The sequence below is a fragment of the candidate division WWE3 bacterium genome, assembly GCA_026396615.1.
In the GTDB taxonomy this organism is placed as follows: Bacteria; Patescibacteriota; WWE3; order JAPLWK01; family JAPLWK01; genus JAPLWK01.
The window spans coordinates 102,535-128,971 of sequence record JAPLWK010000010.1; the positions used below are offsets into that span (position 1 = coordinate 102,535).

The 26,437-nt window shown below is 43.1% G+C and carries 25 protein-coding genes and 8 tRNA genes; 19 read left to right on the top strand and 14 right to left on the bottom strand.

Annotated elements, in window-relative coordinates; translation table 11 throughout:
* The first annotated feature begins 7 nt into the window (after positions 1-7).
* Genes NT141_03455 through NT141_03470 form a run of 4 tightly spaced genes read left to right on the top strand, consistent with a single transcriptional unit; the run spans position 8 to position 4,795 of the window.
* Positions 8-1,444 (top strand): flippase, encoded by a 1,437-nt coding sequence (locus NT141_03455; protein MCX6784099.1) that lies wholly within the window; start codon positions 8-10, stop codon positions 1,442-1,444.
* Positions 1,441-2,559, top strand: a complete 1,119-nt coding sequence (locus NT141_03460; GenBank protein MCX6784100.1) for a glycosyltransferase family 4 protein — start codon at positions 1,441-1,443, stop codon at positions 2,557-2,559. Before NT141_03455 ends, NT141_03460 begins: the two co-directional genes overlap by 4 nt.
* Positions 2,560-2,562: 3 nt before the next feature.
* Positions 2,563-3,510 carry a glycosyltransferase family 2 protein gene (locus NT141_03465; GenBank protein ID MCX6784101.1) on the top strand — a complete coding sequence of 316 codons (948 nt, stop codon included), beginning with the start codon at positions 2,563-2,565 and terminating at the stop codon, positions 3,508-3,510.
* Complete coding sequence (locus tag NT141_03470) at positions 3,485-4,795, top strand: O-antigen ligase family protein (protein ID MCX6784102.1); 1,311 nt, start codon at positions 3,485-3,487, stop codon at positions 4,793-4,795. Before NT141_03465 ends, NT141_03470 begins: the two co-directional genes overlap by 26 nt.
* Here the strand turns inward: NT141_03470 and NT141_03475 are convergent.
* The 4 genes from NT141_03475 to NT141_03490 all read right to left on the bottom strand — a co-directional run bounded on the left by NT141_03475 (position 4,775) and on the right by NT141_03490 (position 6,311).
* Positions 4,775-5,524 (bottom strand): hypothetical protein, encoded by a 750-nt coding sequence (locus tag NT141_03475; GenBank protein MCX6784103.1) that lies wholly within the window; start codon positions 5,522-5,524, stop codon positions 4,775-4,777. The two genes, NT141_03470 and NT141_03475, sit on opposite strands and share 21 nt — an antisense overlap.
* 45 nt (positions 5,525-5,569) lie before the next feature.
* Positions 5,570-5,643 (bottom strand) — tRNA-Gly (locus tag NT141_03480).
* Positions 5,644-5,711: 68 nt separating this feature from the next.
* Positions 5,712-6,224, bottom strand: a complete 513-nt coding sequence (locus NT141_03485; GenBank protein MCX6784104.1) for a LysM peptidoglycan-binding domain-containing protein — start codon at positions 6,222-6,224, stop codon at positions 5,712-5,714.
* A 10-nt stretch (positions 6,225-6,234) separates the two neighbouring features.
* Positions 6,235-6,311: transfer RNA gene (locus tag NT141_03490), tRNA-Asp, on the bottom strand.
* Between the two features lie 165 nt (positions 6,312-6,476).
* Between NT141_03490 and polX the strand changes: the two genes are divergently transcribed.
* The 11 genes from polX to dinD all read left to right on the top strand — a co-directional run bounded on the left by polX (position 6,477) and on the right by dinD (position 18,150).
* Complete coding sequence (gene polX, locus NT141_03495; GenBank protein ID MCX6784105.1) at positions 6,477-8,318, top strand: DNA polymerase/3'-5' exonuclease PolX; 1,842 nt, start codon at positions 6,477-6,479, stop codon at positions 8,316-8,318.
* Positions 8,319-8,322: 4 nt separating this feature from the next.
* Complete coding sequence (locus NT141_03500; GenBank protein ID MCX6784106.1) at positions 8,323-8,874, top strand: LemA family protein; 552 nt, start codon at positions 8,323-8,325, stop codon at positions 8,872-8,874.
* A gap of 130 nt (positions 8,875-9,004) precedes the next feature.
* Positions 9,005-9,298, top strand: coding sequence for an Asp-tRNA(Asn)/Glu-tRNA(Gln) amidotransferase subunit GatC (gene gatC / locus NT141_03505; protein MCX6784107.1), 294 nt, complete (start codon positions 9,005-9,007; stop codon positions 9,296-9,298).
* A 1-nt stretch (position 9,299) separates the two neighbouring features.
* On the top strand, positions 9,300-10,604 hold the full coding sequence (gatA, locus tag NT141_03510) for an Asp-tRNA(Asn)/Glu-tRNA(Gln) amidotransferase subunit GatA (GenBank protein ID MCX6784108.1): 1,305 nt from the start codon (positions 9,300-9,302) through the stop codon (positions 10,602-10,604).
* Between the two features lie 3 nt (positions 10,605-10,607).
* The gene (locus NT141_03515) at positions 10,608-10,997 is read left to right on the top strand and encodes a hypothetical protein (protein MCX6784109.1); all 390 of its coding nucleotides are present in this window, start codon (positions 10,608-10,610) and stop codon (positions 10,995-10,997) included.
* A 182-nt stretch (positions 10,998-11,179) separates the two neighbouring features.
* A complete protein-coding gene (gene gatB, locus NT141_03520) occupies positions 11,180-12,550 on the top strand; it encodes an Asp-tRNA(Asn)/Glu-tRNA(Gln) amidotransferase subunit GatB (protein ID MCX6784110.1) in 1,371 nt (456 codons plus the stop codon).
* Between the two features lie 43 nt (positions 12,551-12,593).
* Positions 12,594-14,393, top strand: coding sequence for a DNA polymerase (locus NT141_03525; GenBank protein MCX6784111.1), 1,800 nt, complete (start codon positions 12,594-12,596; stop codon positions 14,391-14,393).
* Positions 14,394-14,432: 39 nt separating this feature from the next.
* Positions 14,433-16,526, top strand: coding sequence for an AAA family ATPase (locus NT141_03530; GenBank protein MCX6784112.1), 2,094 nt, complete (start codon positions 14,433-14,435; stop codon positions 16,524-16,526).
* A gap of 43 nt (positions 16,527-16,569) precedes the next feature.
* The gene (gene rplS / locus NT141_03535; GenBank protein ID MCX6784113.1) at positions 16,570-16,929 is read left to right on the top strand and encodes a 50S ribosomal protein L19; all 360 of its coding nucleotides are present in this window, start codon (positions 16,570-16,572) and stop codon (positions 16,927-16,929) included.
* Positions 16,930-16,938: 9 nt separating this feature from the next.
* The gene (locus NT141_03540; protein MCX6784114.1) at positions 16,939-17,313 is read left to right on the top strand and encodes a YraN family protein; all 375 of its coding nucleotides are present in this window, start codon (positions 16,939-16,941) and stop codon (positions 17,311-17,313) included.
* A gap of 18 nt (positions 17,314-17,331) precedes the next feature.
* Entirely contained in the window at positions 17,332-18,150 is an 819-nt protein-coding gene (gene dinD, locus NT141_03545) for a DNA damage-inducible protein D (protein ID MCX6784115.1), read from the top strand.
* Positions 18,151-18,154: 4 nt separating this feature from the next.
* Here the strand turns inward: dinD and NT141_03550 are convergent.
* A tRNA-Arg gene (locus tag NT141_03550) sits at positions 18,155-18,230 on the bottom strand.
* An 87-nt stretch (positions 18,231-18,317) separates the two neighbouring features.
* Here NT141_03550 and NT141_03555 point away from each other — a divergent pair.
* Positions 18,318-18,404: transfer RNA gene (locus tag NT141_03555), tRNA-Leu, on the top strand.
* A gap of 35 nt (positions 18,405-18,439) precedes the next feature.
* On the opposite strand, the gene NT141_03560 is transcribed toward NT141_03555, so the two are convergent.
* Complete coding sequence (locus NT141_03560; GenBank protein ID MCX6784116.1) at positions 18,440-18,988, bottom strand: inorganic diphosphatase; 549 nt, start codon at positions 18,986-18,988, stop codon at positions 18,440-18,442.
* A gap of 51 nt (positions 18,989-19,039) precedes the next feature.
* Positions 19,040-20,299 carry an Nramp family divalent metal transporter gene (locus NT141_03565; GenBank protein MCX6784117.1) on the bottom strand — a complete coding sequence of 420 codons (1,260 nt, stop codon included), beginning with the start codon at positions 20,297-20,299 and terminating at the stop codon, positions 19,040-19,042.
* A 43-nt stretch (positions 20,300-20,342) separates the two neighbouring features.
* Between NT141_03565 and NT141_03570 the strand changes: the two genes are divergently transcribed.
* Positions 20,343-20,990 (top strand): hypothetical protein, encoded by a 648-nt coding sequence (locus tag NT141_03570; GenBank protein MCX6784118.1) that lies wholly within the window; start codon positions 20,343-20,345, stop codon positions 20,988-20,990.
* On the opposite strand, the gene NT141_03575 is transcribed toward NT141_03570, so the two are convergent.
* Complete coding sequence (locus NT141_03575) at positions 20,959-21,837, bottom strand: peptidoglycan bridge formation glycyltransferase FemA/FemB family protein (protein ID MCX6784119.1); 879 nt, start codon at positions 21,835-21,837, stop codon at positions 20,959-20,961. The two genes, NT141_03570 and NT141_03575, sit on opposite strands and share 32 nt — an antisense overlap.
* Positions 21,838-21,857: 20 nt before the next feature.
* Here NT141_03575 and NT141_03580 point away from each other — a divergent pair, with 20 nt between their 5' ends.
* Positions 21,858-22,643, top strand: a complete 786-nt coding sequence (locus tag NT141_03580) for a hypothetical protein (protein MCX6784120.1) — start codon at positions 21,858-21,860, stop codon at positions 22,641-22,643.
* Here the strand turns inward: NT141_03580 and NT141_03585 are convergent.
* Positions 22,638-22,712, bottom strand: a tRNA-Lys gene (locus tag NT141_03585). The two genes, NT141_03580 and NT141_03585, sit on opposite strands and share 6 nt — an antisense overlap.
* Before the next feature lie 99 nt (positions 22,713-22,811).
* On the opposite strand from NT141_03585, the gene NT141_03590 reads away from it, so the two are divergent.
* Positions 22,812-23,402: a metal-dependent hydrolase gene (locus tag NT141_03590; protein ID MCX6784121.1), complete on the top strand. Its 591-nt coding sequence runs from the start codon at positions 22,812-22,814 to the stop codon at positions 23,400-23,402.
* 25 nt (positions 23,403-23,427) lie between these two features.
* Here NT141_03590 and NT141_03595 read toward each other — a convergent pair whose 3' ends face one another.
* The 5 genes from NT141_03595 to NT141_03615 all read right to left on the bottom strand — a co-directional run.
* The gene (locus tag NT141_03595) at positions 23,428-25,806 is read right to left on the bottom strand and encodes a cation-translocating P-type ATPase (protein ID MCX6784122.1); all 2,379 of its coding nucleotides are present in this window, start codon (positions 25,804-25,806) and stop codon (positions 23,428-23,430) included.
* Positions 25,807-25,811: 5 nt separating this feature from the next.
* A tRNA-Phe gene (locus NT141_03600) sits at positions 25,812-25,887 on the bottom strand.
* Positions 25,888-25,916: 29 nt separating this feature from the next.
* A tRNA-Leu gene (locus tag NT141_03605) sits at positions 25,917-26,002 on the bottom strand.
* A gap of 184 nt (positions 26,003-26,186) precedes the next feature.
* A tRNA-Arg gene (locus NT141_03610) sits at positions 26,187-26,262 on the bottom strand.
* The coding region (locus NT141_03615) for a hypothetical protein (GenBank protein MCX6784123.1) at positions 26,241-26,437 on the bottom strand (197 nt) is incomplete at its 5' end. The genes NT141_03610 and NT141_03615, both read right to left, overlap by 22 nt.

A 26,437-nucleotide genomic window follows, 5' to 3' on the forward strand; every position in this document is an offset into this window, starting at 1 on the left:
ATATCATGTGGCTTCATCAACGAACAAAGTGGTTGCCAACACTTTCTACCAAATATTCGGGCGACTGTTTTCTGCAGCCGAAACCCTGGTGGCGACTTATTTTTTAGCGCGGGCTTTAGGCACTTCGGGCTACGGCGATCTTACTATTATTCTCACTTTTACCGGAATTTTTAGCGTCATTTCGGACTTTGGAATCAATGTAATCATTGTTCGGGAGTGGTCCCTCGAAGCGCTTCGGATTAAAAAGGAGTTTACCCAATTAGTGGTTTTTAGGGTCGTTCTAGCTTTGTTTTTGACAGTTCTAGCATCCGTTGTTGTTCTCGTGCTTAGTCACTTTTCTTCAGCTTACAATCCGCTGGTCGTTAAAGGGATTTTAGTGGGATTACTTCTCGTCACCGGGCAGTCTCTTTATTACTCCTGCACTGCGATTTTTCAAACCACTTTTTCCTATGTTAAATCTTTTTTAGCCAGTATCTGGGGGAATCTGGGGGCGTTAGTTCTGATCATCGTCGGCATAGTTTTGCACGTCACGTTCTTAAAGTTAGTCTTGCTGCTCGTCGTCGGGTCGTTGCTGCCGACTGCGATCTCGCTCTTTTATGTTAGAACGTATTTCGACTTCACTGGTTTTAAGCTCGACCTTAAATTCTGGAAAAGAATCTTTATCGCGTCGCTACCAACCGGGCTGGGACTAATCATCAACACTTTATATACTTCCGCGGATCGGGTTATGTTGTCGCTCCTGTCGACCACGACGGCGATTGGGTTGTATGGGCTGTCTTATAAAATATTTGAAAATATCCTAGTCATTCCGAACTTTTTTATGAATGCCAGTTACCCGGTTGTCGTCGCTCATCGAGCCGAATCTGCTGACCGGGTCAGCGTTACCGTTCAGAAGCTTTTCGATGCTTTATGCTTGGCGGTTTTTCCAATTGTGACTTTGGGGGTGATTCTCTCGGTTCCGATTCTTAATCTAATTGGAGGAGCAAAGTTCGTGGTCGGGGCGCCGGTCTTAGTCCTACTGTTTTTAGGACTTCCCATTTATTTTATTTCACCACTTTTTAGGTGGCTGATCATCGTCGAGAAGAAAGAGTGGTGGCTGCCATTTATTTACGCTGGTGGTCTTATTAGCAACGTCCTTTTGAATTTATATTTGATTCGACGTTTTGACATCTTAGGCGCCGCTCTGGCGAACGCCATTTCTGAGCTATTAGTACTGGTTATAATTTTTATAGTTCTTAGAAGAGCGTTGAATTTAAAGTTACGTTTCAATTATTTAGTGATTGCGGTTTTGGGATCATTATTTATGGCGCCGTTTGTGAATCTTTTTAAAGATTGGTATTTCGTGGGTCCGATCATACTTGGCGGCATTGCTTACTTTTTAGCCGTCTATCTACTTACGCGTGGTCAGGTTTTAAAAAGTCTGCGTCAACTAATTTCCAAATGAAGATTTTATTTGTTAACCCATTTTACAAACCATATTTAGGGGGGATTGAAAGGGTGATCGAAAAGCTGGGGGCTGAGTATCTAAAGCTTGGATATGAGGTTGCGGTGCTTACTACTAAGTATAGCTTCCCATATGAATACCATGGTAATTGGCTTGGGGTGGTTAGGGAGGTAGGGGTTGTAAGGGATGTAAATATTTATCGGTTGGAATCGGGGCCGCAGCGGGCTCCGAGGTTCTACCAGGCACCTTTGGTTTGGTTCTCACCTCTAGAAATTAGAAAAATCGTTAATGAATTTATGCCGGATATTGTCATCTTCATGGGGGATAAGTGGTTTTGCGGAAACTTTTGGGTTCGAATATTTACTCCGAAATCTCGTCACATTTGGTCGGTGGTGTGGCATGATTTAAGCTGGAAAAAGCTGTGGCTAAAAGCTATTAATTATGTTTTTGGAAAGATGGTTGATCAGGTCGTAGTCGCGACTAATCTTGAGAAAGAGAAAGTTAGGTTGGCTTACGGAATCGTCAACTCACATTTAAAGGTTGTACCTTGGGGTGTTGAGAAGACGGTTAAACTAAATCCAAAAGTTACGAAAGATTATTTGCAAATATTATGTGTTGGTCGCTTATCACATCATAAGGGTCAGCATTGGCTTGTAAATAGATTTATTGAGGCTTCCCCAGAATTTAAGCAGCCGGTCAAACTGTGGTTAATTGGTCAAGCGGAGGATAGCACATTCGATGAGATTAAAGAATTAGTTAAGGGGCGTTCAGACGTCGAAGCTATTTTGACAGCGTCAGACGAAGAACTGGAAAAGTTTTATGGCGAAAGTGATATCTTTGCGTTGTTTCCAGAATACGAATCTTTTGGTTTAGTATTTCTGGAGGCGCAGAGTTACGGTTTACCGGTGTTGACGCATAAAGTGGGGGCAATAGGGGAAGTCTTAGTGGAATCAGCGGTCATCACTGAGGCTTATGATAAAGCTTCGGCGACGCAAGAACTGGTAAAATTGGTTAACGATCGGGAATATCGTGAAGAGTACGCAAAGCGGTCACAAGAGCATTTTAGGTCATCTTTATCATGGAATGATGTGGCTCGTAAGTTTTTAGAAATTTAGATTGTGAAAATATCTGTCGTAGTTCCTACATTTAATAACGCTCAGATCTTGGCCAGGTCGCTGGTTCGTTTATTTAACCAAACTTTACCCAAAGAAGATTTTGAAATAATTTTAGTGAATGATTATTCTACGGATGAAACTAGTAGCGTTGTAGATAAAATTGTTAGTGATTACAAAATTAATAATATTAAAATAATTAATTTGCCTAGAAATAGTGGGCCATCGGTTGCCCGTAACGAAGGCATTAAGGAGGCTGCAGCGCCGATCATCGTTATGACTCAAGATGATATGTTAGTGCAACCGGATTTTTTGGAGCAACACTTAAAATTTCATCAGTTGCATCCCAAAAATGAAGAAGCAGTGGTGGGGTTAATCGAATTTGATAAAAGTTTAAAATTAACGCCATTTATGAAGTGGTGGGAAAATGGACACCAGTTTAAATTTCCTAAAGTTTCCCGTGATGTTAAATACTTACGACTAAAATCGCGACCATACCTTAATTTTTACCCTGGTAATTTGTCGCTAAAAAAAGAATTTTTGGTCGAAAAAGAAGGTTGGTTTGATAGTGAGTTTTTTCTGGACGGAGCAATTGGTTATGAAGACACGGAACTGGGGTATCGCTTGTGGAAGCAAGGTTTAAAACTTTTCTACGCCCCGGACATCGTTGTCTCGCATCACCACATAAAAACCTTCGCTAGTATTTGTAAATTAAGTTATTACAAAGGTAAACTCTTACATATTTTATACCGAAAGCAACCCGATTTTAAGCGGATCTTTGGTCAGACCTTAAAGCTGCTCATCAGCCGTATTTTCGTAGGTCGAGTTTCTATTACAATACTTGAACCCGTGGCTAAAATATCAGAAAAACATTTTAAAGTTGGTTTAATATATTGGCTAGTGCTGCGTTACTATTTTAATCAGGGATATGAAAATTTACTCAAAAATCCTTAGAATTTTACTTTTCTTAGTAGTCTTCACGGTTCCTTTGGGGCAATTGGGAAAGTTGCCTTTTGTAGATCCAACAATCGGGTTATATTTTTCTGATTTATTTTTAGGACTGTTTATCATCGTTACGGCTTTCTTTCTTTTAGTCGTTGACCGACGCCTCAAGATTAATTTACCGATTATTTTAGCTTTCATTTTTGCTGGTTGGGCATTGGTTACCTTGCTACTTGGCGGGCAGGGACTGCCGGTGCCACAACTTTTGGTAAGTTTTTTTTACTGGGTGCGGCTAGTGGCGATTTTCCTATTTTTTTGGATTATTTACACTCTTAAGCAAACACACCCGGAAGTGATTAAAAATTTAGAGTGGTGGCTGATTGGTAGCGGAGTGTTACTCGCAGCTGCTGGATTTGTGCAGTTAATTGCCTTTCCAGATTTTGGTAAATTGCATCCAGCTTTGGGTTGGGACCCGCATTACTATCGATTGAATAGTACCTTCTTTGATCCGAACTTCACTGGTGGATACCTAGTACTGTGTGTTTCCCTATTGCTGCGAGTAGTAAACAAATTTCGAGAGGAAAAGAACAAACAACAGATAACAAAGAACGCTCAGCTTCGCTTCGCTATCAATTTTCGTGGCGGAAATTGTAACAAGTCGATTGCTGTTTGTTATTTGTTATTTGTTATTTTATTAATCGCCATCTTTCTCACTTTCTCCCGTAGCGCGTGGTTGATGCTGGCGATTTTAGTTTTTATTTACGGAGCGTTTAAGGTGCGTTGGCTTCTCTTCGTGGCCTTAGTTATCATATTTGGGGCGTACTTCGCTGTCCCTCGGGTTCAAACGAGGCTTGCGGGTATTACCGATCCGGCGGATTCGGCTAGCTTTCGCCTACAATCGTGGCAACAGGGTTTACAGTTGTCCTCTAAGAATTTAATCACCGGAGTTGGCTTTAATACGCTGCGTTACGCCAAAGACGCCTCGGAGTTTTATGATTACCGGGAAGCGGCCGGTGTCCATAGCGGGGCAGGGTTTGATTCAAGTATTCTGGTGGTTTTAGCTACGACTGGAATTCCGGGGCTGTTGCTGTTCCTGGGTTTTTTGGGATCGTGTTTGATAGGTATGATAAGTAGAATAGGTAAAATAGGTACGATAGGTGCGGAAAGTTTTTTAGTTAATCTATCGGTAATCGGAGCACTGCTGGCTTTGCTAATAGAATCTAATTTTGTGAATTCGTTGTTTTATGCGCCGATTATGGTTTTGGAATTTGCTATCTTAGGGCTTTGCGTAGACTAGTTTTCGATCAATAATTACCTCATTACCGGCTTTATCAACAGCTTTAAATTTAAAGAAATTGTCGCCTTCTTTAAGATTTAAAACAATTGAGAATTTTTTGTCGGCGTCTAAACCGGCTTGATGGTCGTTGACGTAAACGGTTGCATCCTCGTCAACCGAGCCTTCAGCGGTGTAAAAAGGACTGGGATCAGTAAATTTTTCGCCATCTTTGGGTTTATCGATAGTTAACTTGGGAGCGGTTTCGTCAAAAGTCACGGTGTACGATTTAGAAGGACTGCTTTCTTGTTCTTTGCTGTTTTTCACTTTTGCGTATAAAGTTATGCTGCCAGTGGGGAATTTAATATCTGAAAATAAAAAGTTGCCGCTGCTATCTACTATTGTATCTCCGGACTTCATTTCATTTATATATAATGTGGCTTTTAAACCGGGATCGCTATAACCTTTAATATTAAAAGATTTTTTGTTTATAAATTCTGGTACATCCGCTAAAGTAGGAGGGGAAGGCAAAGCGTTAAAACTGCTACTGGCTGTCGCTTCTTTACCGTTTTGACCTCGTAAAAATCCCCAAAAATTATTAATGTTGGCGGTGGCAATAAAAAACCAGAAGTAAAATAGCCCAATTAAAAAGACAATGCCACTAAGCATGAGAAAAAGCCTACCTGTTAGCTTTTTATCTTCCATACTCATTTTTGATCTGGATCTGGGGACTACTCGATAAGAAATCGACATAAAGCCATTATATTGTGGATTAAATTGAAGTTGATGTCAAAAACTTGGAGCGGGTAACGGGAGTCGGACCCGTCTCTCGTCCTTGGGAAGGACGCATCTTACCGATGGACGATACCCGCCTACGCGCGGCGCTTCCAACTTCGCTAAAGCTTCGTCGGACAAGTCGGCGGGCAAGCCCGCTATCGAGTTATGGAAGCGTCAATACTTGTCCTGGATAGATTAAAGGCTTGCCGAGATCGTTATAGGTAATGTTGTTGGCAATCGCGATTTTCTGCCAATCAAAACCAGAACCATATCGTCCCTGGGAAAGTTCCCAAAGCGTGTCTCCAGATTGAACTGTATAAGTATCACCTGAAATGGAGCCGATATCATGAGATAGAGCAACCCAATCACTTGTAGAAGCAGACAATGGTTGTGAGGTGCTTGGTTCAGTCGCAATCGCTGGAGTTGGAGTAGTCACATCTGAAGGAGCTGGTTGTAATTCGGCTTGACTGGCTTCTGGTGTGCTAGCGGATTGGACTTCCGGAGTATTTTCGCCTGAAGTAGTACTTACTTGAGTTGGAGTACTAGGTTTGGCAAAAAAGTTATAGAGTAAAAATCCGGCGATGATGACTAGAATTCCAGCGGCCACGGTTGCCACCGCGGCTTTTGTTGGCTTTATTTCGAATTCTAGATCGTCTTTTTCGTTAGTATTGTCCATAAATTTCAAATGGCGGAACCGACGGGACTCGGACCCGCGACCTCTTCCGTGACAGGGAAGCGCTCTAACCAACTGAGCTACGGTTCCACGATTTCAACTGAGGTCATAATACTAGCTTATAATGCAGCTGACAATACTTTAAAAAAGTCTAAAATATTGAACTCACATTATGAAAGTGCACTAAGGTAGTGAGTTCATATAAATGTCACATAGAATCTTAGTGTATTATCAGAATGTGACATTTACAGATATATGACGTCAAATTCCAATCTTCCAAAATTCGATAACTCCTCAGTCGCAAATCTTCTTAGTAACATTGCAGCTGCCCTTATTGTTTTAAAGGAGGATAAGTTTCGGATTCGGGCTTATGAAAATGCAGCGGAGGCGATCGTTAAATCAAGTTCGGAGGTCAAGGATCTTTGGGAAGAGGGGAATTTAACGGCGATTCCCGGTGTTGGTAAAGGCATTGCTGGGGCACTGGACGAGTATTTTAAAACTGGAAAAGTAAATGATTTTGAAAAAGTTTTAAGTAAGATGCCAGAGGGAATGTTTGAAATCTTGGGACTGCCGGAAATCGGGCCGGCGACGGCGTACAAGCTAGCCAAAGAACTCCATATCAAGTCTGTGGAAGATTTAAAAGAGGCGGCAGAGGCGCATAAAATTGCCGAGTTACCGGGATTTGGCCTGGAATCAGAAAAAGATATTTTAAAGGCTTTGGAGACGCCGGTTGCCGAGATTTCGCATCGGTACTTATTTCCAGAAGCCGAAGCGATCGCATACAGCTATATAGATTATTTAAAGACTTGTAAGAGTGTTATCAAAGTTGATCCTTTAGGATCGTTGCGGCGGCGCTCGTCGACCGTTGGTGATATTGATATTTCAGTGGCCACTGATAATCCTAAAGAAGTTATTTCTTTTTTCAAAAATTATAACCTGGTCAAAGAGGTCGTGAGTTCTGGCGATGTTAAGTGTACGGTCGTTCTAAAGACTAGAGAGCAAGTGGATTTAATGACTCAAAAACCACAGGCTTACGGGTCATTGTTGCAACACTTTACAGGGAGTCAGGCGCATAATGTGGCTCTGCGGACGTTCGCGAAGGACAAAGGCTGGTCCTTGTCTGAGAATGGCATCAAGAAACAGGGAACAAACCCTTCGACAAGCTCAGGGCAGGTAACAGTGGAAGTGGATACCGAGGAGAAATTTTATAAAGAGCTGGGAATGGATTTTATTGTGCCGGAGCTCCGGGAAAATCGGGGCGAAATCGAGGCGGCGCTTAGTCGTAAACTGCCAAAATTGGTTGAGCTGGTCGACATTAAAGGCGATTTGCATAATCATACGAACTTCATCGAGGGCGAAAATACTTTAGAAGAAATGATTATTAAAGCGAAGTCGCTTGGTTATAATTATTACGCCTATTGTGATCACGCACCGAGTATCGAAAATAGAGGACTTGATGAGATTACGAAGATTATAGAGGAGAGAAGAGGAAAAGTGGACGGTTTTAATGCTAAATCTACTAACTTTAAATTGTTTTCGGGACTGGAAATTAATATCACGGCCAAAGCGGAAATGGCATATCCGAATGAACTCATGTCAAAATTAGATTACGTAATTGCATCGATTCACACTAATTTGACAGCCTCTAAAGAGGAACAAACGAAGCGCTTAATGGCAGCAATTAAAAATCCCTATGTTTCTATAATTGGGCACCCGACCGGTCGTCTAATTAACGAACGATCTTCGTATGAAGTAAACTGGACAGAAGTCTTTAAATTAGCGGCCACGACTGGTACAATTATGGAGATCAACGCTCATCCCAGGCGTTTGGATTTGCCGGATGATCTGGTTAAAATGGCGTTATCATACGGGGTTAAGTTTATAATCAGTAGCGATGCTCATAATGTGACCGGTCAAGATATAATGCATTACGGCATTGATGTGGCGAGGCGAGGTTGGTTGCAGGCTTCCGACGTAGTGAATACTTTGAGTTACGAAAAACTTGGTGATTATTTGAAAGAGATTCGTAAACGGAAAGCCCATTCGACGGGCTCAGGGCTAGTCTTTCGACAAGCTCAAGACAAGGAGGTGAATTAATTTTATGTCTTTACCAATAATTTTAATCGGACTTTTAGTAATTGTTGGATTATATTTACTATCACTTTACAACGGTTTAGTCAGTTCTAAACTTGGGGTTGATGAGTCCTGGAGTGGGATTGACGTGCAGCTAAAGCGAAGGTCCTCTTTAATTCCAAATCTAGTCGAGACTGTTAAGGGTTACGCGGCTCACGAATCGGGAGTGTTTGAGAAGGTTACGGAAGCAAGATCAGCTTTAATGTCGGCGACAACGCCAAACGATGCCGCAGTTGCTAATAACCAACTGACTGGAGCCTTAAAGTCGTTATTCGCAGTCGCTGAAGCTTACCCCGAACTAAAAGCCAATGCTAACTTTCAGCAGTTGCAGAATGATTTAAATGATACTGAGGATAAAGTGGCGTATAGCCGGCAGTTTTATAACAGTAACGTGATGAATTTTAATACTAAGATCAAAGTGTTTCCAGCGGTGCTTATTGCCGGGTCAATGGGATTTAAAGAGTACGCGTTTTTTAAGGCTGACGATTCTGAGAAGGCTGATATTGCGGTAAAGTTTTAGTTTCGTCATTCCGGCCCCGGAGCCGGAATCCAGTAAACGATGGATCCAGTTGGTATTTGTGCTTTGATTTTTTTTGGTTTAAATCTGTTACTGGATTCCGGGTCAAGCCCGGAATGACGTGTTTTTTTGTATGTTGTCTGATATTAACGTCAAAAAAATTGCTAAACTAGCCAACCTCAACCTCACTGAGAGTGAGGTTGGTTTGTTTGTTCCACAGCTTTCCAAAGTTATAGATTATGTAGCTAAACTTTCGACCGTTGATACCAAAAACGTCACAGCGACTTTTAACGTTACGGGACTAGTTAACGTCTGGCGGGATGACGTTGTCACTGATTCACTGAGTCAAGAAGATGCCCTTAAAAATGCCAAACGGACTGAACGCGGTTATTTTGTGGTTGATCGAGTGGCGGCCGGGGAAGCTTAATATGAATGAACGTATAGATAAAATAGACGCTAAAATTCACGCCTTTTTAACCACTGAAAATGTTCCTGATGCGGTCAAAACTGATTCAACAAAGCCACTGGCGGGAAAGACCATGGGTGTGAAGGGGGTTCTTTCGATGGCTGGGAAACCATCGTGGGCCTCATCAAAAGTTTTAGAAAATTATATGCCCGTTTATTCAGCAACTGTCGTTAAAAAGTTAGTTGAAGCCGGGGCGATTATTGCCGGGCAAACTAATTGTGATTCGTTTGCCGAAGGGGCGTCGACTGAAAACAGTGGCTTTGGGCCAACGCGAAATCCTTGGGATTTATCACGAGTTCCCGGTGGCTCCAGCGGTGGTTCAGCGGCGGCCGTGGTCGCGGGTGAGGTCGATTTTGCCTTAGGGACTGATACTGGTGGCTCGATTCGTCAGCCAGCATCTTTTTGCAATGTGGTTGGCCTTAAAAATACTTACGGCCGCTGTTCTCGTTATGGGCTGATGGCCATGGGCTCGTCTTTTGATACTCCCGGAGCCTTTACGAAATCTGTTGCAGATATGGCTAAAGTGCTTCAGGTCATTGCTGGCTATGATCCACTCGATGCGACGTCTTCTAAGGCGACGGTGCCGGATTATTCCGCGGTTTTAGGTAAGGGGGTTGAGGGTGTTAAGATCGGTTTACCGAAAGAATATTTTGGTGACGGGGTAAGCCCGGAGGTCAAAGCTGCTGTTTTAGCCGCGTCAAAAGAACTGGAAAAGCAAGGCGCTAATTTAGCGGAAGTTTCATTGCCAAAAACTGAACTAGCTCTGGCAGTCTATTATATTTTAGTTCCCAGTGAGATTTCCTCAAACATGGGTCGCTACACCGAAACACGATTTGGCAATTCACGGGATTTATTTGAAGCTGAAGTGAAGCGGCGGATAATGATTGGGACTTATGCACTGTCTTCCGGCTACTACGATGCTTACTACAACCAAGCTTTAAAAGTGCGAACTTTAATTATCGAAGATTTTAAAAAGGCTTTTGCGTCAGTGGATTTACTTTTGGGTCCGGTGTCACCGACGACCGCCTTTAAAATTGGTGAAAAAGCGGCCGATCCACTATCAATGTATCTAGCTGACGTACTAACATGCCCAAGTAACGTGGCTGGAGTGCCCGCAATAAGTATCCCAGCTGGTTTTGATAAAAATAATTTACCAATCGGGTTACAATTAATTGCCCCTCATTTTAGGGAGGATTTGTTACTCCAGGTAGCGTCAACATATGAGAAGGTTACCGATTGGCATAACCGAAAACCGGAAATAAAATAATCTATGGATTTTGTAAAATGGCTAGAAAATTTAATATTCCCCAGAAGTCACGGCGTAACTGCTAGCACTCGCAAAATAGCCAAAGAGGGTTGGCGGCAAATTGAAGCTTTAATGTCTTCTCGTAACCCAAGTTCTGCCAAGCAGGCAATACTGAATGCTGATAAGTTATTAGATGCGGTCCTTAAAGACTTGGTGGCCGGAGAAACTTTAGGAGAAAGATTAAAAGCGGCTCAGAATTTGTTTAGTGGTTATGATCGTTACCAAAAAGCTTGGGAAGCCCATAAAGTTCGTAATAGCTTAGCGCACGAAGTAACCTACGATCCGCCGTATTACGTGTGCCAGCAAGCGATTATTAGTTATCAGGAAGTTTTGAAGGATTTGGGGGCTCTATAGAAAGCAAGTCATTCCGGCCCCGGAGCCGGAATCTAGTAACATGTTAAATTTTTAATTCTTAATTTTTAATATTTTAAAAAGTTTTTAAAATTTAAATATTTAAAGCCGGTTTTTTTAAAAATTAAAAATTACGATCATTTACTGGATTCCAGGTCTTGTCCCGGAATGACAAGATGGAATATATGTTAATACCTGTAATAGGATTAGAAGTTCATATAGAGCTCGCTACTAAGTCAAAGATGTTCTGCGGCTGTAAAAATGCGGCCTTTGGGTCCGAGCCGAACACTTTGACTTGCCCCACGTGCCTCGGCCTGCCGGGCGCACTTCCGGTACCCAATAAAGCGGCTTTGGAATCGACGATGTTACTTGGTCTTGCTTTGGGGTCGACGATTAATGAAGACAGCTTTTTTGAACGCAAGAATTATTTTTATCCTGATCTTCCAAAAGGTTATCAAATTAGCCAATATCAGGAACCTCTCTGCGTTGGCGGTCAACTATTGGTTGGGGTTACTGGATTCCGGGTCAAGCCCGGAATGACAGATGATTCTAACGTCAGAACTATTAGGATAAATAGAATTCACCAAGAAGAAGATACTGGGAAGTTAATGCACGACGGTGATAAGACGCTGGTGGATTTTAACCGGAGTGGGGTGCCTCTCACCGAACTTGTTACCGAAGCCGATTTTAAATCGGCGGCCGAAGCGAAAGCATTTCTTAAAGAACTGGCTAGGATCATACGCTATTTAGGGATTTCGGAAGCAGATATGGAGAAAGGCTCGATGCGGCTGGAGGCTAATATCTCAGTCCAAGAAGCCGGATCTTTTAAAGCCGAGAATGCCCGTCTCACGTCTTTGGTCGGGTCGAAACTCAACCCTAAAGTCGAAGTGAAGAATATTAATTCTTTTAGGTTTGTAGAAAAGGCGATCGAGTACGAAATAAAACGTCAGACTGAGCTTATCGAGTCCGGTCAAACTTTAGTTCAGGAGACTCGCGGTTATAGCGAAAAGACCGGAGAAACTTATGTCCAGCGTTCTAAAGAGGATGCCCACGATTATCGCTACTTTCCAGAACCGGATATTCCACCGTTTCATTTTGACGAAGCGTTCGTAAGTGGGGTCAAAAAACGCTTGGTTGAATTACCTCGCCAGAAGATGGATCGTTGGGAAAAGTTTGGCGTTAAGGGGGCTGATTCCGAGATTATCGCCGATGACCAAAAGTTAGCAGATCTATTTGATGCGGTCATTCTACAGTTTAAAGATGCTAAAGCCGTTGCCAATCTGCTCGTTAATAAACCAGAATGGCAAGCAAAATCGGCCACCGAAATCGTCGCTTTTCTAAACTCCGCGTCGACTAAAATCAATCTTTCAGATGTCGAAGTAACGGAACTCTGTCAAAAGGTAATTATAGATAACCCTAAAGCCGTTGACGATTATAAAAAAGGTAAAGAAGCCGGTTTAAAGTTTTTGGTGGGGCAAGTGATGAGGCTTTCTAAAGGGGCATCAGACGTTACCGTTGTAACAGAGAGGTTAATGAGTATAGTCAATACCTCATAATTGTGGTTAGATTGTATCTAGTTCTGCCCCAACTTTAGTTTTCATGCTTGATTTAAAAAACCCTAATTACGAATACGTGATCTCGCAAGATCGTCTCTTGGAAATTGTCAACGACGAGCTCCCGAAGCACGAGATGATCGCTGTCGACACGGAAGCCACCGGGCTTGATCCATACCTTGCCAAACTACTCCTGGTTCAAATTGGCACTCCCGAGAAGGCCTACATTTTTGATGCCCGAAAACTAGATATGGCTCCAATCAAGTCGATTCTAGAAGATTGCAAGATTTTAAAAATTCTTCAAAACGGCAAATTCGATTATTCTCTGCTTAAAGTTAAATTAAACGTGGCCATGGTGAATGTGTTTGACACCATGTTGGCCGAACAATTGGTTAATGCCGGTTTAGGCCGCCGCAACGCCTCTTTAAAAGACATTGCTAAAAAGTATTTAGATTTGGACATCGATAAAGATTACGCCAATTATAATTGGGAAAATTTGGGATCGGTGCATGTGGAGTTTAGTGAGCGTCACTTAACCTACGCCGCCAACGATGTTTTTATGTTATTTCCAATTTTCCAAGCTCAATTTGCGGATATTCAAAAAAAGGATCTGGTTAAAACCGCTCAGCTGGAGTTTGCGGTGATGCCTGTCGTTGCCGAAATGGAAGTAAAGGGCAGCCATATCGATGTGGCCAAGTGGCGGGCTAATTTAGAAGAACTTAAAATTAAACGTAATACACTCGCCAAGCAGATTCAAAACGAAATTCGGCCTCTCTATAATACTGAGCAGGTCGATTTGTTTGGCAACGTCAGTGACGTCATTAATATTAACTCTCAGCAACAACTTCTAGATCTTTTTAATAATAAATTGGGTTTAAATATGATCGCAACCGGTGAAGAACATTTGTCTAAATCGAGTCATCCGATCGCCAAACTAATGTTGGAATACAGGGGGGTTGAAAAGCTGATTAGTGCTTTTGGTGAGAATCTTCTCGCTAAAATCCACCCTCGAACCGGTCGCCTACATCCCGATTTTATGCAATTGGGGGCGGATACCGGCCGTTTTTCTTGTAGTAGCCCTAATTTACAGCAAATTCCCAAAGAATCTTCGTTCCGGAGTTGTTTTACAGCTGCTCCCGGTTATAAGTTAGTCACCGCTGACTACTCACAAATGGAACTGCGAATTCTAGCGGAAGCTTCCAAAGACCCGGTGATGCTTAAAGCCTATGACGATAAATTAGATTTACATACTTACACCGCTTCCAAAATGTTTAATATTCCATTTGATGAAGTCACCAAACCGCAGCGCTTTAACGCCAAGTCTATTAACTTTGGTTTAATGTATGGTCGCGGCGCCGCTTCTTTAGCGGCTCAAATTGGTTGCAGCGTTGACGAGGGTAAGTTGTTACTCCGGCAGTATTTTGATAGCTACAAAGGCGTTAAAATTTGGTTGGACCACGTGGCCAAGGAAGCCGTTAATAAAGGCTACTCGGTGACTTTGGGCGGTCGGAAAAGATGGTATAATATGCCGGAGAGCACCGACCCCATGTACGAGAAATTGATCTCGAACATTGAGCGTCAAGGTAAGAATACTCCGATTCAAGGCAGTAGCGCCGATATTACTAAATACGCTTTGGTTTTTATTCATAAAAAGATTAAAGAGTTGGGGCTGGCCGCTAATATTATTCATACGGTCCACGACGAAATTGTGGTTGAGATTCGGGAAGATCAGGCGGAGGCTTGGTTGCCGGTGCAGATTGCCGAAATGGAACGAGCCGGTCAACTATTATTAAAGAGAGTTCCAGTTGAAGCCGATGGAGCCGTTTCCGATATTTGGGAGCATTAGTGGGAATTTAAAATTTGAAATTAGAAATTTGAAAAATTTATGGTGATATGTCAAAGGTGTGGGCAGCGGCCTGCCGTCGTTCAAACAACTCAATTAATTAATAATCAACAGGTTCTGGTGAGCCTGTGTCAACAGTGCTTTGATGAAATGCAGCAGCAAACTCAAAGTGTCACCTCCGTCCTCAACAAGTATGGCAGGGACCTAACTAAACTGGCCGCCGAAGATAAATTAGATCCGGTCATTGGCCGTAAAGACGAAATCGAACGAGTCATCCACATTCTGTCTCGTCGCACTAAAAATAACCCGGTCCTAATTGGTGACCCCGGCGTTGGTAAAACGGCGATTGTGGAAGGCCTGGCGCAACGGATCGCTTCCGGTCAAATTCCGGAAACTCTGCAGGGTAAAAAAGTCGTCTCCCTCGACCTGGCAGCGCTTCTAGCTGGGACCGGTCATCGGGGTCAATTCGAAGAACGTCTTAAAGATGTTATTAATGAGGTGATTCGGGCTCAAGGCCAAGTTATCCTCTTCGTTGACGAACTACACACCGTTGTTGGAGCTGGGGCGGCCGAAGGAGCCATGGACGCTGCCAATATCCTTAAACCGGCTTTAGCGCGAGGAGAGCTGCAGTTAGTCGGCGCGACCACTCTTGATGAGTATCGGAAGAGAATAGAGAAAGACGCCGCTTTAGAGCGTCGCTTCCAACCAATCGTTGTTCCAGAGCCTTCTATGGAGGAAACTTTCGAGATTTTAAAAGGTCTTCGGGAACGTTACGAGCGACATCACAAAGTTAAAATTACTGACGAGGCCTTACTGGCGGCCGCGTCGCTTTCCGACCGTTATATTTCCGATCGTTTTCTACCGGATAAAGCGATTGATTTGGTTGATGAGGCCTGCGCGCAAGTGCGGATTTCTCAAATTAAAGAGCCCGAAAATTTAAAGACTGTCGAAAAAGAATTGGTGGTGGCCAAAGAGGCTCATGACTCATTGCAGATTGCTAAATTGGAGAAAGTTCGTCAAGAATTAGTCGATTTATGGACCCGTACTAAACTGGAAGATATTCCCTCAGTCGTGAAGCGAGATATTGCCCGCGTCGTTTCGCGATCTACCGGCATTCCGGTCGAAGAACTGTCACTGGAAGAAAAAGCCCGTCTACTTCATTTGGAAGAGCGGATTCACGAACACATTGTCGATCAACAGGAAGCCGTCCAAGTCGTCAGCGAAGCCATTCGTCGCGGCCGAGCCGGCCTTAAAAATCCCAAGCGGCCAATCGGGTCATTTCTGTTCCTTGGTCCCACCGGAGTAGGGAAGACAGAACTCGCCAAGGCTCTGGCTTTAGTCCTCTATGGCAGCCCAGACATGATGGTGAGACTCGACATGAGCGAGTACATGGAAAAGCATACAGTTAGCAAAATGGTGGGAGCGCCGCCCGGCTACATTGGCTTTGAAGAGGGGGGCCAGCTCACCGAAATCGTGCGTCGCAAGCCGTTTTCTATTATTTTGCTGGACGAAATCGAAAAGGCTCATCCTGACGTTTTTAACATGTTGCTACAAATTATGGAGGACGGCAGGCTTACGGATGCTCACGGTCGCCTGGTTAGCTTTAAGAATGTTATTTTAATCATGACGTCAAACGTTGGCAGCGAATTAATTTATGCCAACACAATTGGTTTTGGGAACAGTGATACTAAAAAGTCGGAAGATCCGTCCGAAAAAATTAAATCACAACTGTTTGATATTTTACGGCAAAACTTTAAGCCGGAGTTTTTAAACAGACTTGACGAAGTCGTTGTCTTTAAATCGCTGAGCCGTGAGGACGTTCGCAAAATCGTCGACATGGAGGTTTTAAAACTAGCCGAGATTCTTAAAGAACAGAAGATCGAGATCAGTATAGACTTAGCCGCTCGGGATTGGTTAGCGAAAGAGGGTTATGATCCCACCTTTGGGGCCAGGCCTCTGCGTCGCCTGATTCAAAAAGAAGTAGAAAATGAAATAAGCAGTTTAATTATTAAAGACGAGGTTAGTGATGGTAGTCTCGTAACCGTCACTGTTGCCAAAAATAAGCTGGTTATTAAAGGCACGCCGGCGGAAGCCGCCGTTGCTGTTTCCCAGTCCCAGGGCTCTAAAATTAGCTAACGCTTGATTGTTACGACCTCATTTGGTACTATTGGCAAGTCTTATGACTGATTTTCGTCCCGGCGACACAATTAAAGTCTTCTATAAAGTCACTGAAAACGGCAAGGCCCGGATTCAGCCTTTTGAAGGTGTCTGCATTGCGCGCCATGGGATGGGCGTTTCCAAGACTTTCATGGTCCGCAAAATCGCTACCGGCGGCATTGGGGTGGAACGAATTTTCCCGGACTTTTCTCCTAATATTAGTAAAATCGAAGTTACCAAACAAGGCGATTCGCGCCGAGCGAAACTCTATTATCTTCGTAATCGTTTAGGTAAGGCCGCTACTCGGGTTAAAACCCTCAAATCCTCCGCGCCTAAATCTAAAGTTGGCGCTACTATAGACGAAACTGAAGTTAGCGCTTAGTATTTATTCATGTCCGGAAATCATAATCAAGAGGTTGGCAGAGCCGGTGAAACGGCCGCCTGTGAATATTTGTCAAAGAGGGGTTATCAAATTGTGGAGCGTAATTTTAACGATATTCAATGGGGAGAGCTCGACATTATCGCCATCAAAGATAAAACCTTAATTTTCGTGGAGGTTAAAAGTCGGTTATCAAATCAATACGGCAACCCTGAAGAAGCTGTTACTAAGCATAAACTTTCCTCACTTAAAAGAACTGCCAATTTCTACGTTATGAAGCATCCTTATTATCCCACTCTCCTCCGCATTGACGTCGTGGCGGTCATTTTAGACCATAAAACCCTTACGCCTCTAAGCTTCGACCTATTTATTGACGCAACAACTTAACTTGCTAAAGTATTAGTTATGACGGTTAATAATGTCTTCGAAAAAATTAAGAAAATCAATGAACACGATCAAGAGTACTGGAGTGCCCGGGATCTGTACAAATTACTAGGTTACACGGAGTATGGTAAGTTTCTACCAGCTATCGAAAGAGCGAAAGAAGCTTGCAAAAACAGCGGCCAGAAGGCCTCGGATCATTTCGCTCAGGTGAGCGATATGATAAATATCGCGTCAGGAACGAAAAAAGAGGCTAAAAGGGAGATCCAAAACTACGATTTATCGCGTTACGCTTGTTATTTAATTGCTCAAAATGGTGATCCCCGTAAGGAAGAAATCGCTTTGGCCCAAACTTATTTTGCCATTCAAGCTAGACGGCAAGAGTTGAATGAGAATCTAATTGAGGATAATAAACGACTGTTTCTAAGAGGCGAACTAAAAGTTCACAATATAGAACTAGCCAAAGCCGCTACAGCGGCCGGAGTAGTTAATCACGCTAATTTCCAGGATTTTGGTTACATGGGCTTATATGGCGGAATGCGTCAGAAAAACATTCACGCCCAGAAGAAACTTACGAAGAACCAATCGATTTTAGATCATATGGGTAGTGAGGAATTAGCGGCGAACCTTTTTAGAGCGACGCAGGCTGAAGCTAAATTAAAACGCGAAAATATCTTTGGTCAAAGTAAGGCCAATCAAGCGCATTATGACGTTGGAAAAAAAGTGCGACAGACAATAAAAGAACTCGGCGGCACGATGCCGGAGAAATTGGCAACACCGGAAAATATTAAAGTCACCACAAAGCGCCTTAAAAAACCTTCCAAAAAATCATTTCTGAAGTAAACCTTGGTGCCCCCGGAGAGATTCGAACTCCCGACCTTGACGTTAGAACCGTCCTGCTCTATCCACTAAGCTACGGGGGCATACGGTATTGATTATTGAATATTTCCCAGTTGGTATTATAGCCTAAATAGAGTGATATAATCTGTAAGGAAATTTTATATAGACTAGCCCGGGTGGTGGAATGGTATACACGAGGGACTTAAAATCCCTTGACCTTAATGGTTATGAGGGTCCGACTCCCTCCCCGGGCACCACCCTACTTCGCTAAAGCTACGTAGGACTAAAGCGTTTAATCAGTGAAGTTAGCGTGATAGGTTAGGCGGCACTTTTCGATGACCTCACGGGCTTCTATGGCATCCCCCCAGCGCTCTACAATTACTCGGCGTTCGGGAGTATTTTTGTGTTTAAATTGCAGTGTTTTATAATTTTCCCAAAAGAATTGAATTTCATCCAAGCGAATTTGGGCCACGTCATCTAAGTCCTTATAGTGCTTAAAGCGAAAATCGTCGGCTGGGACCGCCAAAATCTTGTCGTCCCGCTCGCCGCCGTCGTTCATGTACATTATACCAATCGGTCTCGTCGCAATTAAACACCCTGGGAAGGTTGGATATGTCAAAAGGCACATTACATCCAGCAAATCGTTATCGTCGTCGTAAGTTTTAGGAATTAAGCCGTACTCGGTGGGGTAAGGTAGCATTTCGTACAGGACTCGGTCGAGCTTAATAATTCCGGCTTCGGTCACAAATTCGTATTTATTAAACGTGCCTTGGGGAATTTCGACTAGCATGTTTAAATTGCCCTCAAGGTCAAAAGTATCCAAGGCATGCAGGGGGTTCATGGGATTACTAAAATAAGTTCTGCCGAGTGAAGGAATATTAGCCATCGATTTTCATTTTAAACTAAACAGTAGTAAAGCAACAGCGGCGGCGGTCATAATTAGCGTCGCGCTGATACCTAAGAAATTTGAGAATTTAGAGTTGGTTCGTGCCCCCATCACTGCTTTGTTATTAGCGATTGAGAGGATAATGACCATGAGGAGCGGAGCCGTTAAACCGTTTACTACCGCGGAATAATAGAGCAGCGTAAATGGGGCGATGGGAGTAAAATTGACGATGATTCCAAAGATTGTTGCCAGAGCGATTACTAAATAAAATCCCGGGGCCTGTCGCAGCGTTTTAGAAAGACCTTCTTTCCAACCAAAAGTCTCCGAAATGGCATAGGAAGCGCTGCCAGCTAAAATCGGTATTGCTAATAATCCAGTTCCTACAATTCCAAACACGAAAAGCAAGAACGTCAGGTTACCTCCCAAGGGGCGCAGTGCTTCGGCCGCTTGAGAAGCGGTCGCGATGTTAGTTAGCCCGACGCGACCAAGTGTTGCCGCCGCGGTTAAGATGATAAAGAAAGTCATCAGGTTGGAAAAGATCATGCCTATAATAGTGTCGCGACGCATGGCTTTTAGATCAACTGTTTGCAATTTATGGGGCGGGAGATTAAAACCGCGAATCCTTTTACTGCTTATTTCCTCTTCAATTTCCTCGCTAGCTTGCCAGAAAAATAAATAGGGTGAGATGGTCGTCCCCAGAAAAGCCACAATCGCCATCACGTAATTTTTATTTAATAAAATAGTTGGCAGCAGAGTATTTTTGATAACTTGGAGCCAATCTTGCTTGACTATCAACGCCGTTACGACATAGGCCAGCAAACTAAATATTAGAATTTTTAAATATTTAGAATAAGTTTTGTAAGGCACGAAAATTTGAAGCAGTACGGAGCCAAGCATAAAGGCGACGATTAAGACAGCGAACGGAATCGGTATTATTAATCTGAGAGAAGACGCCATCGCTCCCAAGTCAGCGCCGATATTAATGACGTTGGTGGTAGTCAAAGTCATTACTGCAATCAAAAGTAACTTTTTAGAGTAATGTTTCTTAATAACACCAGCGAGACCGGTCCCCGTCACTAACCCAATTCGAGCGCACATTTCTTGAATTGCGGCCATGAGTGGCATACTAAAAAATGCCAACCACAAAGTTTTATAGCCGAACATCGCTCCGGCTTGGGAGTAGGTGGCAATACCCGAGGGGTCATCGTCGGCGGCGCCGGTAATAATTCCTGGCCCTAAGATTTTAAGAATATTTTTTAATTTCATCCAACTATTAATTTAACATAGTGATGATAAGATGTGTGAAGTTATGAAATATCTTGATGGCACCAAAAGAGGTAAATTCATCGTCATCTATGGCTCTAACAACATTGGTAAGTCTACCCAAGTAGGCCTTTTAGCTAGTGAAATCGTTAATAACTATCACGAGCAACTGCTGGTCGTTAAATATCCAGTCTACGGGTTGCACCCTACCGGCCCGATTATACGATCGGCTCTAAAAGATAAAGTGGCGACTCGTCCTAAATTTAATCCTTTAGAGTTTCAAGCGATTTACGCCCAAAATCGCCGAGATTTTCAAGACATTATAGTCGCTAACTTAAACGCTGGAATTAACGTGATTGCTGAAGATTACTTAGGTACCGGGATTGCCTGGGGCATGACCAGCGACGTTCCTTTAAGCGCTCTCCTAAAAGTCAATAGCGGACTCTTAATTCCTGATATATCAATCCTTATGGACGGGGAACGTTTTAAATCTGGACACGAAAGTCATCATTTATACGAAAGCGCTGGTGACGTTGTTTGGAATAAGAACCGAGCGATTCATTTAAAATTGGCTAAAAAGTTTGGCTGGAAAATAGTGAAATCCGACAATTCCGTCGAACAAACTCACGATGATATTTGGAAACTGGTAAAACGTAAATTTTCTATACCAGACCGAACCAACCCAAAGGCTTAAAAAACCAGGCATATATTTTTATTTTGGCACGAATAAATTCTATTTCTTGACCCCTAAATTTTCTTTTAAAAGCAGTTAACCCCAACCATTTTTTGGGGGAGTGTGAGCGGTCGTCATAAATACCATCAAGATCAAAGGTAGTACAACCGTTTTTCTTGGCCAATTTTAAACCCTCCCATAATAGCGTGGTGGCAATGTTATAAGTGCGGCCGGTGGCAGTAGACGGTAAAAATAACCCAAAAGCCTGCGGCGGGGTAATTAGTGACATATTGCCGCCCAACAGTTCATTATTTTTATAAGCGAGAATTACTTGAGCCTTTTCCCCAAACCCGCCCCACTGTTTTTGCCAATCTTTAAGCGGTTGCACGAAGAAATTACTAATTTTACCGGTATCTTGCAATAACGGGTAAATTTCGGCCAGCGACTCTGTAATCTTAATTGTAATTTTTTGGGCCTGATTTCTTTTAATACTTTTTTTGGCTGTTTCATCAAAACTGGCCAGTATTTCTTCTTCAGTTTTAGTTAGATTTATATATGAAGTTTTAGAAGGGCAAAGTGCCCGCCGCAAATTCTGATAGTGGTTTTTTTTAAAGTCGGTTTCAAGCTTCGCATACGCATCTTCTTTTATAGAAATTGCGGCTTCAACGATCACATATAATGCTTTTTCGCGTCGTGAAATTTTTTCTATTTCTGCAAAGGGAACATGGGTGCAACGTTGAATTTTAATAACACTTCCAATGAGCGGAATTCGCTTAATTAAAATAACCGTCTCTTTAACCTTTTCCACTACCCAACCGCTGTTTTCAAAATAACAACTGTATTCTTTTGATTGACGATAATCGGGCACGCTAGCAGTATACTGAAAAAATGCGTTGGCCGTTTACGGAATCAGTTTTATTTGAAGAACAGGGTTTATACTCTACTGTTAAGATAACTAAAAAAGGCAATCGAGTTAATCTATTTACGGGTGGTAAATATCTGCAGTCATCCTTCGATTTAAATAGTAACCCGAAAGGGACAGTGTTTGATTGGTACTTAGCGGCGCCCTGGTTTTCTGGAAATTTTAGCGGCCAAATCGGGACGATTCTAATTTTAGGATTGGGAGCTGGATCTCAAGTTAAACTCTTTAACCAGGCTTATCAAGTTGAAAGTATTATCGGGGTGGAAATTGATCCGTTAGTAATTAGCCTAGGCCGGCAGTTTTTTGATCTTAACGATCGTAATTTGCAAGTAGTAACCGCCGATGCGTCAGATTATATAAAGAATGCGGCGGTCTCTGCTGATTTAATAATTCTGGATGCTTACCGAGAGAATAAATACGATCCGGAGTTAGGTCAGAATGATCTTTTAAAGCAGACGGCTGCGAAGCTGTCGCAGAGTGGGGTCCTAATTATCAACAGGGTCAACGGCGAGAAATCTAATCAGGATTTAGAGAACGATTTAAGAGGAATTTCTAAAGTAGTGTTTGCGATGAAAGTTTATAACAATATTTTTTACATTTGCACTAATTCTGAAGTCGCTCCAAAGTCAGTCAGCGAAGCAGCTGGAATTCTAAAGCAAGCCGAGAAAACTAACAGAACCTTAAAGTTCTTTGATTCGCTAAAACTATCTAACTTGCGTGTGGCCGTGCCACTTCAGATCTTTACGTGGTGAGCTGCCCGGGACTCGAACCCGGAACCACTTCCTTAAGAGGGAAGTGCTCTACCATTGAGCTAGCAGCCCGCAAACCAAGTACCTATTATATATCTAGATTCCCTTTTGATATATACCCCGTAGTGTGGTAAGATGTCAATAACATATTCTTAAATGGTAAGGAGAGAAATGAACAAATTACGTTGGTTGTTCGGAACCTTTATGGTCGCAGCGCCGGATTTGGCTTCAGGCGTGGCATTGTCGTCACTGATGATGTTGCTATTCGCTCAGCCCAGAATCTTTTTGGTGCTAATTCTTAACGTCGTGTTGGGGGTCTTTGCCGCTATTTCACCAGATTTGGATTTGTTGATTCATGTGTTGGTACTTAAGCGGCCAATTTCGTTTGACCATCGGCTTCGGTTTCACAAACCAATTCTGATTGTCTTAGTGTGGTTGGTGATCGCCCCGTTCTCGGTTTTCTACGCAACATTGGTCGCTCTTTGTATCTTGGCGCATTTTGTTGATGATAGCGTTGGGGATGCACAAGAATGGGGGATTCAGGTCTTTTGGCCTTTCAGCAATAAGACGGTTGTATTCTGTAGTCGAAAGGGAGGTGAATTCCAACTGATACGTTTCTACGAACCTTCTCAGTTCGCCATGCCGAAGCACGAAGATGAATTAGATAAGTATTACTTGGGTTTAACAATAAAGAACATTACGACTTTAACTTGGGGCGGAGTGGCTTTACTACTTCTGATTGTTGTCTTTGCCAGACTTTAGTTTCATAGTTTCGTTTAAGGACGATTTACTTAACAAAGTGGATCGTCCTTATTTTTTTGATAAATACTAAAGTCGCAGTCGCTAGCAGGCCGATGCCAATGGCTGTTGCTTGATGCAAAAGACTGATCTGGCCGAGTTTTAGAAAGTCGCGAACTAGTGGCACGTGCGGGGAGATGATTACAAATATAGTTGAGGCTACAATAAATATAGACAATGATCTATCTATACTCCAGACTCGGTTAGCCAGAACCACTCCGATATTAATGACGAGTAGAGTCACAATGACCATGGTTCTTACCTCAGATTCTCCCAGTTTTAAACTCGTCGCAATTCCAAAGGTCAGTAAGGCGAAGCCTAGGCAGATTAGGCCTTGAATTACACCGGAAATTAAGATTTGGCTGGTAACCATTTTTTCGGATAATTTACGGGGAGATTTCTTCATGATATTTGGTTCTTCGTCTTGAGACTCAAAAACCATGGAACTCACTGGATCGGTAAATAGCTCCATAATTGCGATATGGATCGGGAAGAAAACCGGCGGAAAGCCCAGAAAGACCGGTATTAAGGCCATTCCGGCGATCGGAAAGTGTAGGGCAATAACATAAACAATTGCTCGGCGAATGTTGGCATAAATGCGGCGCCCCAGCCGTACCGCGTCAACCACCGAAGTAAAATTATCATCAAGGAGCACCAAGGAAGCCGATTCCCTGGCAACGTCGGTACCGTGCTCGCCCATGGCGACGCCAATGTTGGCCGCTTTAATGGCCGGTGCGTCGTTAACTCCGTCACCAATCATCGTGACCACTTCGCCACTTTTTTTAAGCGCTTCCACCAGGAGCAGCTTTTGGCCAGGCGACACCCTGGCAAAAATGTTGTTTGTTTTAACTTCTTTTTCCAATTGCGATTCGTTTAAGCTTTTAAGATTCGGCCCTAAAATGCAATTACGACTATTCTTAAGGCCTATTTCCAAAGCGATCCTTTTAGCGGTTTCGGGATGATCACCGGTTATGATGACAATTCTTATTCCGGCTGAATAACACATCTTAACCGCGTCCTTTATCGCCGGCCTAATTGGATCGGTAAATCCCAGTAATCCTAAGAACCGCGGTCCCTCAGAACTACTTACAGCGACAGCGAGCGTTCGGAGTCCTGCTTCAGCCATTGCCACCACTTTGATTAATATAACTTCTCTTTCAATTAGATTAACTAGACAATAATCAAGAATAGTTTCCGGGGCTCCTTTAAGAGCGGTCAAATCGTTGCCAGAATCATCTTTCCAAATTTCGGATACTGCCATATTTAAAGGTACTTCAGTTTGATGATGCCAACCCTCTGGAATTTTGCCAAACTCATGAATGGCTTTTTCGATCGGATCAACTGTGCGAGTTCCGCTTGCCAAAACGCTAACTTTAATTAATTCCGCGAATTCATTTGGAATATTGTCGCCGACGATTTCATAAGACTTTCCTGGTATATAAAGCCCGCTTAGACGCATTTTATTTTGAGTGATAGTGCCTGTTTTATCTAGGCAAATAACGGTGGTGGCTCCTAGCGTTTCAATAACGGAACTTCTACGAGCCAGCACGCGTTTTTTGGAAATTCGGAAGGCTCCGAGGATTGTAAAAACTGCTAGAACCACCGGGATTTCCTCCGGGATCACCGACATTGCTAAAGTGATTCCGGCTAAAATTCCCTGCAGCCAGTTGCCTTGACGTAACCCGTAATAAACGACTAAAGACAGACATAGAGTGGCTCCGATAAAGGCGATTTTTTTAACCAGGCTTCCAATTTCCTTTTTAGAGGGCGAAGCTTCAATCTTGATTTCATTTAGTGATTTACCGATTTTGCCAATTTCCGTTTTTGGTCCGGTAGCGGTTACTTGAGCGATTCCGTGCCCGGTGGTTATTAGAGTGCCCATAAAAACGGCAGCCCCGTTTAGCTTTGGCACTGCAACGGATTCGCCGGTGAGCATTGACTCTTCACAACTAAGGTTAGTGACCTGAGTAAGAGTGGCGTCAGCGGCTACGCGGTCACCTTCATTTAAAATTAGGTAATCGCCGACTACGACCTCTCTACTTGCAATATGGACTGTTTCACCGTTTCTTAAAACAAACGCCCGCGGGCTACCGATTTGCTGCAGTGCTTCTAAAGCTTTTTTAGCCTTACGCTCTTCGTAGATATCAATCAAAATGATGGCGACGACGGAAATGAGCAGAGGGACGGCGTCGGAAATTTCGCCGAGGGTAAAATAGAGGATGCTGCCGATAATTAGTAGGATTATCATTGGTTCGGATATTAACTCTTTAATTTGGGACAAAAAACCAATCCGGCTTTGGGATAGCTCATTGTAACCGGTCTTTTTTAAAATGTCGGCTGCCTGGGCAGTAGTAAGGCCTTGATCCACAAAAATGGTGCCAAGGGTCAGAGTCGAACTGACATGACCGCTTTTTCAGAGCGGCGCCATGACCACCTAGGCTACCTTGGCTCGTGCTGCTATTGTAACAAATTTTTACGTGGTGCCGAAGGAGGGAGTCGAACCCTCATACCCTTGCGGGCACTACCTCCTGAAGGTAGCGCGTCTGCCATTTCGCCACTTCGGCTTTTTTTTGATCGTTAAGGGATTCGCCCACAAGTTCTAAAAGCTTCTAATTCTTCGTTGCGCTCAGAAAGAAGCTTTAAGACTTTCGGGCCTGCCTCCCTCCTCCGCCGGTGGTGGAGTCAGTCCGGCATTCTCATCCCACCGAAAACAAAATTTGCTGTTTTGCTTTGCAAAGCAGTAAATTTTGGTGCCTCCGGGGGGATTCGAACCCTCAACCCTCACGTTCGAAGCGTGATACGCTATCCATTGCGCCACGGAGGCAAATTATTCTTGTCATCATTATACATGACTGGCTCAATATTTAGGCGGCGCATAAAATCTAGATCTTGATTTAGGTTAGATAGGTTTGATAGGTTTTTGTTAACAGTCTGCAAATCTATTTTTTTAGTTAGTAGAAAGTAGAACATATTGTTTTTAATTGAGATGGAGTAGGTTT

Excerpts from the sequence above, each read along its gene's own strand:
- NT141_03460 (MCX6784100.1), top strand. The coding sequence starts at position 1,441 with ATGAAGATTTTATTTGTTAACCCATTTTACAAACCATATTTAGGGGGG.
- NT141_03470 (MCX6784102.1), top strand. The coding sequence starts at position 3,485 with ATGAAAATTTACTCAAAAATCCTTAGAATTTTACTTTTCTTAGTAGTC.
- NT141_03475 (MCX6784103.1), bottom strand. The coding sequence starts at position 5,524 with ATGTCGATTTCTTATCGAGTAGTCCCCAGATCCAGATCAAAAATGAGT.
- NT141_03485 (MCX6784104.1), bottom strand. The coding sequence starts at position 6,224 with ATGGACAATACTAACGAAAAAGACGATCTAGAATTCGAAATAAAGCCA.
- polX (MCX6784105.1), top strand. The coding sequence starts at position 6,477 with ATGACGTCAAATTCCAATCTTCCAAAATTCGATAACTCCTCAGTCGCA.
- NT141_03500 (MCX6784106.1), top strand. The coding sequence starts at position 8,323 with ATGTCTTTACCAATAATTTTAATCGGACTTTTAGTAATTGTTGGATTA.
- gatC (MCX6784107.1), top strand. The coding sequence starts at position 9,005 with ATGTTGTCTGATATTAACGTCAAAAAAATTGCTAAACTAGCCAACCTC.
- gatA (MCX6784108.1), top strand. The coding sequence starts at position 9,300 with ATGAATGAACGTATAGATAAAATAGACGCTAAAATTCACGCCTTTTTA.
- NT141_03515 (MCX6784109.1), top strand. The coding sequence starts at position 10,608 with ATGGATTTTGTAAAATGGCTAGAAAATTTAATATTCCCCAGAAGTCAC.
- gatB (MCX6784110.1), top strand. The coding sequence starts at position 11,180 with ATGTTAATACCTGTAATAGGATTAGAAGTTCATATAGAGCTCGCTACT.
- NT141_03525 (MCX6784111.1), top strand. The coding sequence starts at position 12,594 with ATGCTTGATTTAAAAAACCCTAATTACGAATACGTGATCTCGCAAGAT.
- NT141_03530 (MCX6784112.1), top strand. The coding sequence starts at position 14,433 with ATGGTGATATGTCAAAGGTGTGGGCAGCGGCCTGCCGTCGTTCAAACA.
- rplS (MCX6784113.1), top strand. The coding sequence starts at position 16,570 with ATGACTGATTTTCGTCCCGGCGACACAATTAAAGTCTTCTATAAAGTC.
- NT141_03540 (MCX6784114.1), top strand. The coding sequence starts at position 16,939 with ATGTCCGGAAATCATAATCAAGAGGTTGGCAGAGCCGGTGAAACGGCC.
- dinD (MCX6784115.1), top strand. The coding sequence starts at position 17,332 with ATGACGGTTAATAATGTCTTCGAAAAAATTAAGAAAATCAATGAACAC.
- NT141_03560 (MCX6784116.1), bottom strand. The coding sequence starts at position 18,988 with ATGAACCCCCTGCATGCCTTGGATACTTTTGACCTTGAGGGCAATTTA.
- NT141_03565 (MCX6784117.1), bottom strand. The coding sequence starts at position 20,299 with ATGAAATTAAAAAATATTCTTAAAATCTTAGGGCCAGGAATTATTACC.
- NT141_03570 (MCX6784118.1), top strand. The coding sequence starts at position 20,343 with ATGAAATATCTTGATGGCACCAAAAGAGGTAAATTCATCGTCATCTAT.
- NT141_03580 (MCX6784120.1), top strand. The coding sequence starts at position 21,858 with ATGCGTTGGCCGTTTACGGAATCAGTTTTATTTGAAGAACAGGGTTTA.
- NT141_03590 (MCX6784121.1), top strand. The coding sequence starts at position 22,812 with ATGAACAAATTACGTTGGTTGTTCGGAACCTTTATGGTCGCAGCGCCG.